The organism is Bdellovibrio sp. HCB2-146 (genome assembly GCF_047345725.1).
In the GTDB taxonomy this organism is placed as follows: domain Bacteria; phylum Bdellovibrionota; class Bdellovibrionia; order Bdellovibrionales; family Bdellovibrionaceae; genus Bdellovibrio.
The window spans coordinates 990,793-1,005,608 of record NZ_JBLEQP010000002.1 but is presented as its reverse complement, the minus strand read 5'-3'; the positions used below and the strand labels follow the sequence as shown (position 1 = coordinate 1,005,608).

The following is a 14,816-nucleotide window of genomic DNA, read 5'->3' as shown; positions in this document are numbered from 1 at the left end:
CAGTGCGATGAGCGCACGGGTGCGGGCATCTCACGGAAGGAACAATGTTGAAAGCATATACAGTTTTAGCCACATTGTTCTTTTTATTGGCTGCGAATAGCTCGCAGGCGACGACAGGGATTTCTTACCACGGACGTTTGCTTCTCCCTTCTGGAGAGCCAGTCAAAACGTCAACTCAATTTAAAATTCAGATTCGTACACCAGGAAATGAAAACTGTTTGATGTATGAAGAAACCACCACACGCGATCTTTCACTAACGGACGGTGTGTTTTCAATTACCATTGGCGATGGCACAGGTGCTCGTACTGATACAATGAATTGGAGCTTGGATAAGATTTTTGCCAATCGTTCTAAATTTACCTTCACCGGCAATTGTGCTTTCGGAACGGAGTATACTCCGAACATCGCAGATGGCCGTCGTTTGCAGGTCTCGTTTAATGACGGATCATTTGTGGGTTGGGAAGATTTACCGGCTCAAGCGATAGGATATTCTCCAATCTCTATTGAGGCGGTTCAAGTGGGTGGCTTTCAAGCAAGCCATCTTCTGCGTGTGCAAGATGGAGCAGGAGTTCCACAAAGTGTCGCGGCACTAACGCCAGCCTATTTCGCGGAGCTTGTTGCCTTGGCAGCGGGCACAAGTACGACTTATTTAAAAGCTGCAAATGACCTGACAATTCCCGGGAAATTTACTGCGACTGAAATCTGTATTGGGGCTGATTGTAAAACAGCTTGGCCTGCGGGTGGCGGCGGATCGGGAACAGTGACAGGTGTGACGAGTGCCAATGCGTATTTAACAGTGACGAATGGAACAACAACGCCTTCACTGACTGTCAATGTTGGAACGGCGGCGGGAACCGTGGCTGCGGGTAATGATGCTCGTTTCACGGATGCACGCTCTCCTTCTGGCGCTGCGGGTGGTGATCTTAGTGGGACTTATCCCAATCCAGCGGTTGAAAAAATTCAAGGTAATGCCATTGCTTCAGGATCTATTCCAGGAGCTGATGTCGGGAAAGTCTATCGTTGGAATGGAACAGCTTTACAAGCAACATATTTGAATTTCTCTGATCTTCGAACAGTGGCGGGAGCTTCGCAATTGCCAGCGGCGTGTGCCGTAAACGAAAAAATGCAATGGAGTGTTTTAACCGATGCATTTACCTGTGAAACAATTGGTTTAAATGCCAATCAAATTACGGCGGGAACTATTGATGCCGCTCGATTGCCAGCATCTGTTAATTTGTGGCAAACGGGTGCTGGTTCCACAATTAATTATGTCGCTGGAAATATCGGTGTTGGAACGACGACACCGGGTACGGCCTTAAATATCGTCAGCATTCAGCCTTCCGCAGCGGCTCATCCCTATAAAAACGGTTTGGCAGTCGAAGGGGAAGGTACGAACTACGGCGGGTACTTGGCCGGAATTCAATACTCAGATACTCATTCTTCGTGGTTTCATGGTTATCGTGCTCGCGGAACGAAGGCTGCACCGACGGCCTTGCAAGCATCCGATGTCATCGTTGGTTTTTCTAGCGGTGGTTATGACGGTTCGGCTTGGGCCAATAATGCTGAAATACGAATTATGGCTTCAGAAAATTGGACGGGCACTGGACACGGGACTGCTTTTGCTTTTCGCAACACCACAAACGGTTCGACATCGCCATCTGAAAAAATGAGAATCGAAAATGACGGAAACGTGGGTATCGGAACGGCTTCTCCATCTGAGAAATTAGAAGTCGTCGGTAAAGTTAAAGCCACAGAACTTTGTATCGGCGCTGATTGTAAAGCGGCTTGGCCAGCAGCAGGCGGGTCTGGGACTGTCACGGATGTGACAAGTGCGAATGCCTATTTGACTGTTGCAACCGGCACGACAACTCCTCAGTTAACTGTGAATGTGGGAACTACCGCGGGGACTGTAGCAGCTGGTGACGATGCACGATTTACGGATTCGCGTGCACCATCGGGAGCTGCGGGTGGCGATTTAAGTGGAACTTATCCCAATCCCTCAGTCGCAAAAATGCAGGGAAATGCGATCGCCTCGGGAACCATTCCAGGGGCGGATGTAGGCAAAGTGTATCGATGGAACGGAACTGCCTTAACTGCGACGTATTTGAACTTTTCTGATTTAAGAACAGTTGCGGGGGCTTCGCAATTGCCCGCCGCGTGTGCCGTGAACGAAAAAATGCAGTGGAGTGTTTTGACTGACGCTTTTACTTGCGAAGCAATTGGCATCAACGCCAACCAGATCACAGCCGGAACTATTGATGCCGCTCGTTTGCCGGCGTCAGCAAACTTGTGGCAACAAGGTGCAGGATCAACCGCGTACTATAATGCAGGAAACGTAGGTATCGGAACAAGTAGCCCGACATCAAAACTGCATATCACCGAAGCTGACGACTCATGGAACAGTTCGATTCGCATGGATCGTTCATGGGATTCTTCGACAGATTATTTTCAAATGATGTACGACAATGACGGTTTGAAATTTCGTACGATGGATGATGGCGATGACAATGCCCATATCATTTTTAAACCTCTAAACTCAGAAGCGATGCGAATTTCACAATCTGGAAACGTCGGTATTGGGACGTCCAATCCAGGTGCAGCTCTACATGTGATGAATGCTGCAGCGTTTGAAAACAACAGCAACAACATGAATGCACCGACCTTTAGTTTTTGGAAAAACCGCAACTATGCAGCCACCCAAGACGGTGACGAGCTCGGATATGTTTCTTTCTACGGTCATGATGGCACATCTTCACGTCGTGGAGCCTACCTTATCGCAAAAGGCGAAGGTGCTCCACCATCAGGATCAGTTCCTGCAAGTTTAGGATTTTACACGACGGCAAGTGGCGATGCAGACAGTACGGAAAGACTGCACATCACAGCGGCAGGTAATGTTGGAGTAGGTTTATCGAACCCAAGTGAAAAGTTAGAAGTCAGCGGCAAGGTTAAGGCAACCGAACTTTGTATCGGCGCTGATTGTAAAGCAGCTTGGCCTGCTGCCGGTGGCGACTTCAAAGCAGATGGTACGGTGTCGATGACCGGAAAATTTAAAGCGTTGCAAGGCGCGTGGAACAATCCATCCATTTCATTTGCGAGCTCTACGACCACAGGTCTATTTGATGGCGGCGGATATATCGGTTTCTCAGGAAACGGAAATCTCTTAGGAAGCTGGTCAGCCTCAGCTTTCCGATTGAACGGATCGTACTCGGCCTATATGTACAACGTAGCGGGAACATCAGCCGCAACTCCAGCCTATGGATTTGGTGGGTCGACAACAACGGGCATATTCTGGACAAACCCAGGAGTAGGTTTCTCAGTTGCAGGATCTGAAGTAGGCCGTATCAATGCGACGGGTTTAGGTATTGGTACAAACAATCCATCCTACAAACTCCACGCATTGGTCACAGGCGCAGGCGCCGTAGCAGCTTTCCAAAACGACACAGGAACCTGCACAGTAACCCCAAATACGAGCTCCTTGTCGTGTTCCTCAGATATTAGATTAAAGAAAAACATAGATAACATCTTAGGCCTAGATGCCTTGAACAAAGTATTAAATCTCCAAGCCAAAACCTACCAATGGAAAAACGGAGACGAAGACCGCCACATAGGTTACATCGCCCAAGAAGTACAAAAAGTAGTCCCTGAATTAGTAATCGAGGGCGAAAACGGCTACAAACAAGTCAGCTACAGCGGCTTCGTCCCACTACTAAGCGAAGCCATCAAACAAGTTCACAAAGAACAGAAGCGAGACATCGCATCGGTAGAAGCCGAACTAGAAACAGTAAAAAAGAAAAACGAAGACCTAGAAGCAAGACTAAAAAAACTAGAAGCCCTCTTAGAAAAAAAGTAGAGCAAAAAAAATCTAGCGCATCAAAACACCCAATTCGAAATTCCACTATTCTAGTCGAACCCAAAGGAGCCCTCTAAAAGAGGGCGATCTTTTTTCGTCGGTAGCAGAATTTGACGAGGGGATTTGGAACTTCTTGTTGGAGTGGCCTTTGTCGGCGCCACGATGGCGCGAATCCGCTTCCGCAGGAAGCGGACGACAACAGAGCCCGGAAGGCGTGCCACGGAAACAAGAAGTTCCAAAGCCCCTCGGCAAATCCCCATGTCTAGCGTTGAACAAAAAAGAAAACGGCTGGTTTGAGGCCAGCCGTTGAAAAAAACTAAAATAGAGGTGAGAACATCATGCTCCCGAGACGCCTTCCCTGGTATCACCCCTCCCGTATTAAAAATTTCAACACAGCTGAAATCTCTTTGCAAGAGGGGAGTGAAAAAATATTTTAAATTTCTTCGGCAGGTGCAAATCCGCGGCGAAGAGTATTCTCTGTAACCGCTTGTGGTTCCATGTACTGTTTCAAATAATCAGGTCCACCGGTTTTAGAACCAATGCCCGACATTTTGAATCCACCAAATGGATGGCGATCCACCATCGCACCTGTAATACCGCGATTAATATAGAGATTTCCAACTTCGAACTCGTTTTTCACGCGTTCAATTGTAGCTGGCGAACGAGAGAACAAGCCACCTGTCAGTGCATACTCGGTACTGTTCGCAATCTCCAAAGCTTGATCCATGTTCTTCGCGCGAATTACCGCGACAACCGGGCCAAAGATTTCTTGTTGAGCCAGTTTCGCATTTCCTTCAACTTCACCGAAGATTGTAGCAGGGATAAAGTATCCACCACCTGGTACAGATGCTTTAAAGAGCAACTTGTTCGTTTTTTCAGCATCTGCAATCGTATTGAGAATACGGTCGTAAGCTTCCTTATCAACAACAGGTCCCATGTAAGCTTTTGGATTTTCAGCAGGCAAGATGTCGATAGATTTTGCTGATTCAACCAAGCGATCGACGAAACGATCGTAAACTTCATCCAAAACAATCACACGGCTGGCAGCAGAACATTTTTGACCGCTAAATCCAAATGCAGAGTAAAGAACTCCGTCAACTGCTTCATCCAAGTCGGCGTCGTTATCAATGATAAGAGCATTTTTACCGCCCATCTCGATGATACAGCGTTTGACGTGTTGTTGTCCTGGCTGCACTTGGGACGCACGATTCATAATATGTAGACCCACGGCTTTTGAACCTGTGAAGGCAATCGTTGTCGTGAATTTATGGTTCACAATGTATTCGCCCACTTCTTCACCGTAACCAGGAAGGAAGTTTATCACACCTTGTGGGAAGCCTGCTTCTTGGATCATCTTCATCAATCCCCAAGCAACGGCCATAGATTGTTCTGCTGGTTTCATCACAACTGTATTTCCAGTCACAGCAGCAGCTGTCACCATGCCGGCCAAGATAGCCAACGGGAAATTCCAAGGAGCAATAACTGCTGTTACACCACGAGCGCGGTAGATGTATTGAGAGTTTTCACCCGGAACACCACCCACACGCAGTGGTTTTGCGATTTCGCGCATGTGTTTAGCGTAATAACGACAGAAGTCGATGGCTTCACCGATATCACCATCAGCTTCCGCCCATGGTTTACCAACTTCCAAAACTTGCGTTGCGATCAATTTAAAGCGATCGCGTGACATAATATCTGCAAGTTTATCAACCAAAGCTGCACGTTGTTCTGTCGGAACGTTTTTCCAGGTCGCAAAAGCAGTTTGCGCTGCTTGCATGGCTTGTTCCGCTTCTTGAGTAGAAGCCATTGCAACCTTCGCAACGATTTGAGTCGTTTCAGAAGGGTTCACACGGTCAAAGATATTGTTCGTGCGGATTTCTTTACCATTGATCAAAGAGGGAACTTGGATCGGCAATGAGGCTTTTACATCCGCAATGGCTTTGATCATTTTTTCGCGGTCTGCTTTAACTGCGAAATCCAAAAGCGGTTCGTTGTAGAACTTGTTGGCTTTCTTTGGAATGATTGGAGACGTCGGAACTAATCCTTGCGCTGGATCCTTCAAGAGTTCCGCTGTCGTTTTGCCGTCAGCGAATTTTCCACGCAACCATGATTCATTCGAAGTGTTTTCCAAAAGACGACGAACTAAGTACGCCATACCTGGGATCAATTCACCCACTGGAGCGTATTCACGCATGCGGTAACCCATATCGACGATTGTTTTTTTAATGGGTTCAGCCATTCCGTAAAGCATCTGGAACTCCAGTGCTTCTTTCGGGATGTTGAGTTTTTCAGCGTAGATCATACAAGCTGCCAATGTTCTGACGTTGTGAGACGCAAAAGCAGGGCGGATTGTTTTGATATTTTCTAAAAGATATTTCGCGCAAACTTCGTAGTTCGCATCTGATTCCGCTTTATTCGTGTAAACTGGAACTGGCCAGCCACGTTGTTCGGCTTCAATCGTTTCGTAATCCCAGTAAGCTCCCTTAACCAGGCGAATCCAGAATGGAGTGCCACGTTTTTGAGCGAAGTCAGTCAATGATTTGACGTCTTCGAATGAATCACGCAAGTAAGCCTGGATGACGATACCGAAGAATTTATAATTCTTGAATTCGGGTTCGTTGATAAGTTCTGTGAACACTTCAAGAGTCAAATGTTTCACAGAGTATTGTTCCATATCCAAGTTTACGAAAAGACCTTTTTCCATGCCCGCACGGAAAATAGGGCGGAGGCGATCTTTCAACGCCTTTTTCGTTTCATCCCAAGCAAGATCTTTGATTTGAGAATAAAGCGCTGTCATTTTCACTGACACGTTTACTTTTGGAAGAGCTCCTTCGTGGTCGCGATCGATTTGCGGAACTTCGTCCCACTTCTCAGAGTCTTTCGCAAGCCAGTTAATCAACTCCATACATTTGCCAGAGTAATCTTGTGCTTCTTTTTCAGAAAGAGTGGCTTCACCCAAAATATCGACTGTGAAAGTCATTTTGTTTTTGCGCGCTTTTTTTAGAACAGGCAAAGCTTCATCAGGGGATTCGCCTGTGATGAACATTTTAGCCATCGCTGTGACGTTCTTACGAATCGCACCAGCCATCAAGCCTGGAGCCAACGATCCCAAGCCCAGTCCCACGTTGAAAACTGGTGGAAGTGCGCCGCCGTCTTCAGAGAAATATTCTTTCAAGTGACGAGCTACTTCATCGCCAGAATTCAAAGAAGGCAATACGTCCACGAAGCGGAACATATTGGTTTTGAATTTTTCATTTTTCATACTCCATTCCATGATGGAGCCGTACCAGAAATCTTTAGAGAAAATGGAAGCCTTGGATTGGCTTTCCATGCGTTTCAGAATCTCTTCGCCACGTGCGACGATTTGCGCTTGGATATCGTTCATTTTGTTACCTCTAGAAAGTGGGCCGAATAATCGCTCTAGAGATAACAGATTTCAAGCTATTTGACAGTCCAGCTATGGCGCATTTTCCCTTTGATCTCGGCTTCCAGGACGTCGCCTTTTTTAAACGGTCCTACGCCCGCCGGAGTGCCAGTGAGGAGGAGATCCCCAGGCATAATAGGGAAATGTTGACGCGCGAAGTCTATAAGCTTTTCTAGAGGGAAAACGAATTGGTTTGTATTTCCTTGTTGGCGGTACTCGCCATTGATTTTCAGAGAAATTTCGAGGTTTTTGAGCTCCTCTAGATCATTGACCGGAAAAAATCCTGAAAGAGGGCAAGAGCCCTTAAAGCTTTTTGCCAGCGTCCAAGGGTGACCTTTGGCTTTCAATTGATTCTGTTTTTCACGATCTGTCAGGTCCAAAGCAATACAGGCCTCATCAATTTGCAAGTTTTCGTCGAATTGCAGTGCCAGTTCGACCTCGTGATGAAGTTCTTCAACCCAGTACGGAAGTTGAATTTCTTTAGCACTGAGAGTGGCTGTGCTGCCAGCTTTCAAAAAGAAAAACGGTTCGGTAGGAACTTCGTTGCCGAGTTCTTTGGCATGTTCTGCATAGTTTCTTCCAACGCACCAAATATTTTGAATCATAGTGTGATCCTCTTTAAATCGAGATATTCAAAAACGCCTTCATTGTTGATATGAAAGGCGACATATTGACAGGGACTCCAATGGGAAAATTCATCTTTCGTGAGATCTGTATCAGCCGGAATAACTGACATCGCTTCGATCACCCAATCATAGTGAGAACACAAAAACAGCACGCCATTGTTTGATTCTGCTGCTTTTTCCAGAAGGTTTAAAATGCGTTGGCGGAACTCTGACAGCGTTTCATCGCCATGTTGTTCAAGCAAAGCATCTTGTTCTTGCAAGGGAAGGCGAAAGTGCTGGGCCAGCGGTCGAAAGGTGCTGTGGGTGCGCTTTTTCGGTGACACCCAGAGTTGCGTAGGCGTGTCTAACTCAGCTTTTAACACACGATCTAGAAGTTTTGAGGCCTGAGCATGCCCTTCTGGAGTTAAATCAGGATCTCCAGAGAAATCGAGGGCTTTTTGAGCATGGCGAAAGATATAAATCTTCATGGTAAACTTGATTCTCTCTCTAGGCTTTGTTACTTTTTCGATTATTTTTCATCAGTTCCAGGAGTTTGTCATGAGTAAAGAACGAGTTCACCGTTTTGTGTCCAGCGATTTCACTGTGCGTATGGCTGCAGTAAACGCGACGGAAGTCGTTCGACATATGCAATCCCTGCAAAATACCTATCCATTAGCGACCGTCGCATTGGGGCGCGGTATGGTGGGTGCTCTTTTAATGGCCTCTCAATTGAAAGATGGGCAACAAGTCGGTCTTTTGTTTAAAGGCAATGGCGCTTTAGGTAGTGTTTATGCGGAAGCTTCTTACGAAGGTCATGTTCGCGCCTATACTCCAAACCCTCAATACCAACCACCCAACTACGATAATGGTTTGAGCTTAAAAGAAGCCATCGGTAACGGAACTTTGAGCGTGTCTCGTCATCAGCCTTTCCAAAAACAACCCTTCCACGGAACAGTGGAGTTGGTGAGTGGTGAAATTGGTCAAGATATTGCGCACTACTTGCATCAATCGCACCAGATTCGTTCTTTAGTTTCTTTGGGTGTGTATCTGGATTCTTACGGAAAGGTTCAAGCAGCTGGTGGTGTGATGATTGAGATCATGCCGGGAGTTGAAGAGTCACTGGTAGAAAAAATCCAGCAAAATTACGAAGACAAAAAACCAAACATTTCAAAAATGTTGATGGAAGGTGCTTCTCCTGCAGATTTGATTGCGCCATTTATGGAAGGCATTCCATTCCAAGAAATCGACCACAAACACGAAGTTGAATACTTCTGCCCATGCACGAAAGAACGCGTATTGCGTGCTTTTGAAACTTTGGGCGAAGCGGAACTTCAAGACATGATCGATAAAAAAGAATCTTCAGAAGTGACTTGCCAAGTTTGTGGCAAGCCGTACACGATTTCAGTTTCTGAAATTCAAGACGTAAAAGATCGCGTTCACAAAGCTTCTTTACACTAGCTTCGAGCGGGGATTTGCTGACCTTGTTAAATCTTTTTTTTTCGAGCAAATTATTTTTGTAACGTTGAATTTATAACTGTCGACGTTTTTGCATTTACGCCGAAAGCACTGCCCAGTGCGGGGCCTGTTGCGTTCATCCAAGAGTTGCCGGTGTTTCCTGTTACGATTGAGTCTTGGACAGTGATGGAGCCTGTATAATCGTTGCTGGTCATGAAGACGCCGCCGGCATTGGCCTGGGCGCCGGCTTTGTTGTTTACGATATAATCCCCACAGAGAATGACGTTCGTTGATCGGCCGCCGTCTTGGTAAATCGCGCCGCCGTTTCCGCCAGAGCCTGCTTGATTTTGTCCGTCGTGAACGACGGAGCATTTTGAGGCGTCGTTGTAGTTGGCGCCATTTCCGGTTGCGATGTTGTTTTGAAAAAGGCTGTTGTAAATTTCTAGTTGTGCAAATAAACCTGCGACGGCGCCCCCATTGCTGGCTTTGTTATTCATGAAAACGCTGTTCGCAATTGTTAGTCCTGATTTGCTTCCTAGAATGTAAATCGCGCCGCCGCCGGTGTCGGGTCCCAAGAGGGCTGCTTGATTGTTGGAGAACGTGCAATTGATGATTGCAAGATTTCCGTCGCGCATGAAAATGGCGCCACCTTGGCCGTCATCATAACCTTGCGAGCACGGTGCAGGAGCCGTCGGGATTTTATCGACAGGTGTTGTTTTGCCGTTAATAAAAGTGAGATTTTGTAAGGTTACTTTCGTCGTTAGCACCATAAAGTTACTGGATTCGTATCGCAAAATTTGTACAGCACTTTGCCCATCCAAGGTGATGAGACCACCACCGTCGATGACCGTGTTCACGTTGGTTGGCAGATTCATGGTCGCAGTAACGGGAATTGTGACGGGAGAAGGTCCGCAGTTAAACGTGATAATCCCACCAGCGGCCACCGCAGATTTTAATGCGGCAAATGTACAGCTTGCAGGTGTTCCAGTTCCGATGACTTTGGTGGGATTTGAAACATTGACCAATTGTGCGTTGGCGGGAAGCGCACTGTTGCAACGAGTGGGGATCGTGACACCCCCAGGAGGAGGGGGAGTTGGTTGCTCACCAGATCCAGCGGAGTTATTGTTATTTGAGCCTGTGGATAATGAAGAGTTTGAGTTGCAGCCTTGAAGAATCAAGATAAAGGCGAAGACGCCAATAACTTTAAAAACCGTAGCCATATATCCCCCGGTGACTCCATTTTAGCGTCATTCAAGGAACGAGAAATAGAAAACGCCACCCCTCTCAAGATGAGACGCTGCAAATTTCAAGCTGTCGGATTTCTTGTCTGACCTTTTGACATCAAGATCTATTTGATTCCTTGAGTGACCACCTCATCGTCAAAGATCACCGAAATATGGCGACCCCACGAACTTGGGTCAGAGGAAAGTTCGCGGCGAATTGCTGTACTGACTTTTTCGCGCATATCATTTTTTATATGTGCTTCCGGTGTTTGTTCCCAGCTGAGAACGACAACGAGTGATTGATCTGTCGGAGTCAAAAACGAAAGCTTTGGCTTTGGATCAGGTGTTCCTTCGACTGCTTTATCTATGGCTGGCGAAACAATTTTTTCGAGACGTGCTTTTTCTTTTGAATCATGCATATCGCGAACGATGTTTGAAACAAGAACCGTTGCGAGAACGGCAACAACAACAAGAATGACAGACAATTTATTGAAACGCATTTGCACCTCTACATAGAGACACTATTTCAATCTGCCTTCGAAATCAAAGATATGTTGTCAGTGATTTAGGGTGCGCGGTAAAAAGACGGCGATATGCGCATCAATTTTTGCTGCACAAATAAAATCGTTTTCCGAAATTCCATTTACAGAGTGCGTGCTGAAACGAACGATGCAGTTGTTGTAGTTCACAATGAGTTCCGGGTGGTGATTCTCGGCATGGGCCACGCATGCAATTGCATTCACGAACGCCATCGTCTGATAGTAGTTTTTAAAATGAAATGATCGCTCAAGCTTGCCTTCGACAAGCTGCCACTTTGGAATCTGAGTCAGGTTCTCTTGAACATCGCCTTCAGAAAGGCTCTGGCTGACGTTGTGGGAGGATTTACTCAATAGATCGCTTGCTGTGAGCATAGGCACCTCGATAGGCTTTATTTTGGAGGCTTACACATCTAAGTCAATTTGCTATTCATCACGTGGTGTTTCTCGGCAACCAGATAGGGTTTGAAAAACTTGTCTCAAAATAAGAAAACAACTGAGCGCTCTTTTGAAACAGGACTTTTGTGTCGATAATTAAAACGGCCAGGTTTCGGTGATTTTTCTGAGGGGGGAAATCAATGAAGTGGGATCGTTTTCATTTGGTTGTACTGGGCGCACTTGTTGTATTCGGCTTTCAAAACTGCAGTCCCGTAAATTTTTCGCAAACAGCTGATCTGGCTTCCGTCGGTTCAGATCCATGTACCTTAAATCCCGCAGATCCTCTCTGCACTCCAGGTGGCGAAGTTCCTGAATGGAAAACATGCCATTTCAACGGTCAAATTTTAGAAGAAGGCCAAAGTGTTGTTGCTTATCTGAACTCATCGGTTTCATATGGGCAAAAATGTGAAGCTGAAACGCGCGTTTGTAAAGCCGGGGCTTTGTCGGGATCTTATAACTATGCAAGTTGCGCAGTGGGAGTTCCCGAGTCCTGCCTCTTTAATGGTAAAACAATCGCACATGGTTCAAACGTCACGGCTTATCAAAGTTCATCCGTAGAATACGGCAAATCTTGTACATCGGAAGTTCGTTCATGTGATAATGGCACTCTGTCGGGTTCTTTTTCTTATTCAAGTTGTGAGGTCGGCGCCCCAAGTGCGTGTTTGTTTAACGACCGCACGATTCCTCACGGGCAATCTGTTACAGCCTATCTTTCATCAAGTGTGGATTTCGGAAACTCTTGCTCAAAAGAAACCCGCGTCTGTGACAATGGAAAATTAAGCGGTACCTATACGTTCGGTTCTTGCGCGGTGGGCGCACCGAAATCATGTCTATTTAATGGACGTACGGTTGCGCATCTTGAAACGGTGACAGCGTATGCTTCTTCAAGCGTTGATTATGGCCAATCGTGTGCTTCGCAAACGCGTATTTGTAACAATGGAACTTTAAGTGGTGCGTACTCCTACGCGTCTTGTTCCGTGGGGGCGCCAAAGTCGTGCTTGTTCAATGGTCAAACAGTAGCCCATGGTGCAACTGTCGTTGGTTATAAAGCGGCATCGGCTGCAGTCTGTGAGTCCGAAACACGTCGTTGTGACAATGGAACTTTGACCGGGTCTTACGGTTATCCGAGCTGTGAAGTCCCGTGTACAGATGTGAAAGAAACAACGAAGTATCTCAATACAATGATTCAAATTTTCCCAGGCATCTCGAACGAAGAAATTGCCAGAAACTGTATCGATACTTCAGTGCCAACGTTGGCGAAGAATATGCCAACAGATGCCTGGTCAACGGTTCGCTTTAAAAATACGTGCGGCAATCGATACTGTGCGAATATCAAAGGAATGCCGTCAGGTCGAGTGATTGAAATGGAAAATGGTCTTTCAAAAGTAGAATGTCGTTATGAAAAGACTCCTGCGACCTACGTGGGTTCTTGCGTGAAAGAAGTTGAAAAAAGCGGGACACCTCTACAAATCCTCAATGATACGAAAGCGAATATCTTAAATCTGTGCGCAGATGCGGGAGTAGACCCCAACTCATTAGACCCAGCTAAAAATGCGTCGAACTGGATCAAGTTTTTCTATGTGTGCGGTTATCGCTATTGCGCTAAAAAAGGTTATGCAGATGGACGGGTGGTCGAACTTGGGAATAACAATGCGGCACAAGTGCATTGTTACCGTGATTTCGCGGGCAGCTTACCGACAGTCCAAGCAGTGCTGAATGATGTCGCGAATAATTGTATAGACTCGAACAATCCGAATCTGCAAACGAATGTACCGTCAACAGATCTGCAGATGGAGCGCTTTATGAGCACTTGCGGAAACCGCTACTGCACGGCGAAGGGCTATTCAATGGGTCACGTCGTGGAATATGCAGGCACCGCAGCTGTGCTGAAGTGCCTGAAAAAATAATTACTTTAAATTTTGAATAATAGCGTCTGTAAAAGTGGTCGTGTTTCCGCGACCACCCAAATCACCAGTTCTTGCATTATTGTCAGCAAGAGCTGCGATCAAAGCTTTCATGATCGCGTCTGCTTTCGCATTTTCACCAATGTGTTGAAGCATCATCACTGCTGATTGCAAGAGCGCCGTCGGATTGGCTTTGTTTTGGCCTGCGATATCTGGGGCAGATCCGTGAACCGCTTCAAAGACCGCGATGTTTTCACCGATGTTTGCACCAGGCACGACACCCAAGCCACCAACAAGACCCGCGCAAAGGTCACTCAAAATATCTCCGTAAAGATTTTCAGTTACGATCACGTCGAATTGTTGTGGGCGAGTCACCAGCTGCATGCAGGCGTTATCTACGATCACGTCTTTTGTTTGGATTGCAGGATATTGCCAGCCAACTTCTTGAGCGACTTTCAAAAATAAACCGTCAGACATTTTCATGATGTTGGCTTTGTGAACGATCGCGACTTGTTTGCGACCGATTTTTTGTGCGAGATCGTAAGCGTAACGAGCAATACGCTCAGAGCCTTTACGAGTGATGCGTTTGATGCTTTCAGCTGTGTTTTCATCGACCATACGTTCGATACCAGCGTAAAGGTCTTCGGTATTTTCACGAACAATTGTGAGATCCACATCGGGGCAGACGCACTGAACGCCAGGAAGTGAGCGGACAGGACGGACGTTTGCGTAAAGATCAAATTTTTGGCGAAGAGTGACGTTGATAGATTTGTGACCGCCACCAATCGGAGTTGTCGTAGGTCCTTTGATGGCTAACTTTGTTTCTTCAATTGCCTTCAAAGTTGATGCAGGAAGGAGTTCGCCCATTGTGTTGAGGGCAACTTCGCCAGCCTGATGCTCATTATACTCAAATGGAGCATGAACATGTTTAAGGACGCGTACTACTTGGGTCATAATTTCTGGGCCGATACCATCGCCCGGAATCACTGTAAGTTTCATCATTGAAGTGAGGCCTTTCTTATTGTGGGGCCCTTTTAGCACGCGGCAGGTGGCCTTGGGAGCTTTTCTTTTAAACTCCTCCACCCGGGGTTGGATTGTGGGATGTGCTGGGGGCACCGAAGGTTTCCACGAGTGTGGGAGGGTGCCGATGTGGTCTCAAAATGAGACATGCATTCCTATAAAGCAAAGCACGGACCAAGTTTTTCAGACACTTTTTGCACCACACTTTGCGGCGAGCGGGTGTTGAGAAAATTGACAGCTCCTAAGCTCAATAAATTCATCTACTTGCGTTGATTTTTGGGCGTCGTCCAAAATCGAAACAGCATCTTTAGGCAAATGCTCAAAAGCGGGCAGGATTCTGCCGGATATTTTAAGCCAATT

The 14,816-nt window shown here is 46.5% G+C and carries 11 protein-coding genes; 3 read left to right on the top strand and 8 right to left on the bottom strand.

The features are described 5' to 3' along the window. The first annotated feature begins 44 nt into the window (after positions 1-44). Entirely contained in the window at positions 45-3,851 is a 3,807-nt protein-coding gene (locus tag ACLWOR_RS15735; protein ID WP_413941744.1) for a tail fiber domain-containing protein, read from the top strand. Positions 3,852-3,901: 50 nt separating this feature from the next. Here ACLWOR_RS15735 and ACLWOR_RS15730 read toward each other — a convergent pair whose 3' ends face one another. From ACLWOR_RS15730 to ACLWOR_RS15715, 4 genes are all read right to left on the bottom strand, one after another. Beyond that, a complete protein-coding gene (locus tag ACLWOR_RS15730) occupies positions 3,902-4,090 on the bottom strand; it encodes a hypothetical protein (RefSeq protein WP_413941743.1) in 189 nt (62 codons plus the stop codon). 194 nt (positions 4,091-4,284) lie between these two features. Next, positions 4,285-7,236 (bottom strand): L-glutamate gamma-semialdehyde dehydrogenase, encoded by a 2,952-nt coding sequence (gene pruA, locus ACLWOR_RS15725; protein WP_413941742.1) that lies wholly within the window; start codon positions 7,234-7,236, stop codon positions 4,285-4,287. A gap of 56 nt (positions 7,237-7,292) precedes the next feature. Beyond that, entirely contained in the window at positions 7,293-7,880 is a 588-nt protein-coding gene (locus ACLWOR_RS15720; protein WP_413941741.1) for a fumarylacetoacetate hydrolase family protein, read from the bottom strand. Next, the gene (locus ACLWOR_RS15715; RefSeq protein ID WP_413941740.1) at positions 7,877-8,368 is read right to left on the bottom strand and encodes a SixA phosphatase family protein; all 492 of its coding nucleotides are present in this window, start codon (positions 8,366-8,368) and stop codon (positions 7,877-7,879) included. Before ACLWOR_RS15715 ends, ACLWOR_RS15720 begins: the two co-directional genes overlap by 4 nt. A 70-nt stretch (positions 8,369-8,438) precedes the next feature. On the opposite strand from ACLWOR_RS15715, the gene ACLWOR_RS15710 reads away from it, so the two are divergent. Then, positions 8,439-9,338 carry an Hsp33 family molecular chaperone HslO gene (locus ACLWOR_RS15710; protein ID WP_413941739.1) on the top strand — a complete coding sequence of 300 codons (900 nt, stop codon included), beginning with the start codon at positions 8,439-8,441 and terminating at the stop codon, positions 9,336-9,338. A gap of 50 nt (positions 9,339-9,388) precedes the next feature. Here ACLWOR_RS15710 and ACLWOR_RS15705 read toward each other — a convergent pair whose 3' ends face one another. From ACLWOR_RS15705 to ACLWOR_RS15695, 3 genes are all read right to left on the bottom strand, one after another. Continuing rightward, positions 9,389-10,555 carry a hypothetical protein gene (locus ACLWOR_RS15705; protein WP_413941738.1) on the bottom strand — a complete coding sequence of 389 codons (1,167 nt, stop codon included), beginning with the start codon at positions 10,553-10,555 and terminating at the stop codon, positions 9,389-9,391. 128 nt (positions 10,556-10,683) lie between these two features. Beyond that, the gene (locus tag ACLWOR_RS15700) at positions 10,684-11,058 is read right to left on the bottom strand and encodes a hypothetical protein (RefSeq protein ID WP_413941737.1); all 375 of its coding nucleotides are present in this window, start codon (positions 11,056-11,058) and stop codon (positions 10,684-10,686) included. A gap of 57 nt (positions 11,059-11,115) precedes the next feature. Continuing rightward, complete coding sequence (locus ACLWOR_RS15695) at positions 11,116-11,469, bottom strand: 4a-hydroxytetrahydrobiopterin dehydratase (protein ID WP_413941736.1); 354 nt, start codon at positions 11,467-11,469, stop codon at positions 11,116-11,118. Positions 11,470-11,672: 203 nt separating this feature from the next. On the opposite strand from ACLWOR_RS15695, the gene ACLWOR_RS15690 reads away from it, so the two are divergent. Beyond that, positions 11,673-13,439 carry a hypothetical protein gene (locus ACLWOR_RS15690; RefSeq protein ID WP_413941735.1) on the top strand — a complete coding sequence of 589 codons (1,767 nt, stop codon included), beginning with the start codon at positions 11,673-11,675 and terminating at the stop codon, positions 13,437-13,439. Here the strand turns inward: ACLWOR_RS15690 and ACLWOR_RS15685 are convergent, their stop codons facing one another. Next, entirely contained in the window at positions 13,440-14,438 is a 999-nt protein-coding gene (locus tag ACLWOR_RS15685) for an isocitrate/isopropylmalate dehydrogenase family protein (RefSeq protein WP_413941734.1), read from the bottom strand. Positions 14,439-14,816: the final 378 nt, after the last annotated feature.

Bases quoted from the DNA above. Each gene is read 5' to 3' on its own strand.
- ACLWOR_RS15735 (WP_413941744.1), top strand. From the start codon at position 45: ATGTTGAAAGCATATACAGTTTTAGCCACATTGTTCTTTTTATTGGCT.
- pruA (WP_413941742.1), bottom strand. From the start codon at position 7,236: ATGAACGATATCCAAGCGCAAATCGTCGCACGTGGCGAAGAGATTCTG.
- ACLWOR_RS15720 (WP_413941741.1), bottom strand. From the start codon at position 7,880: ATGATTCAAAATATTTGGTGCGTTGGAAGAAACTATGCAGAACATGCC.
- ACLWOR_RS15715 (WP_413941740.1), bottom strand. From the start codon at position 8,368: ATGAAGATTTATATCTTTCGCCATGCTCAAAAAGCCCTCGATTTCTCT.
- ACLWOR_RS15710 (WP_413941739.1), top strand. From the start codon at position 8,439: ATGAGTAAAGAACGAGTTCACCGTTTTGTGTCCAGCGATTTCACTGTG.
- ACLWOR_RS15705 (WP_413941738.1), bottom strand. From the start codon at position 10,555: ATGGCTACGGTTTTTAAAGTTATTGGCGTCTTCGCCTTTATCTTGATT.
- ACLWOR_RS15700 (WP_413941737.1), bottom strand. From the start codon at position 11,058: ATGCGTTTCAATAAATTGTCTGTCATTCTTGTTGTTGTTGCCGTTCTC.
- ACLWOR_RS15695 (WP_413941736.1), bottom strand. From the start codon at position 11,469: ATGCTCACAGCAAGCGATCTATTGAGTAAATCCTCCCACAACGTCAGC.
- ACLWOR_RS15690 (WP_413941735.1), top strand. From the start codon at position 11,673: ATGAAGTGGGATCGTTTTCATTTGGTTGTACTGGGCGCACTTGTTGTA.
- ACLWOR_RS15685 (WP_413941734.1), bottom strand. From the start codon at position 14,438: ATGATGAAACTTACAGTGATTCCGGGCGATGGTATCGGCCCAGAAATT.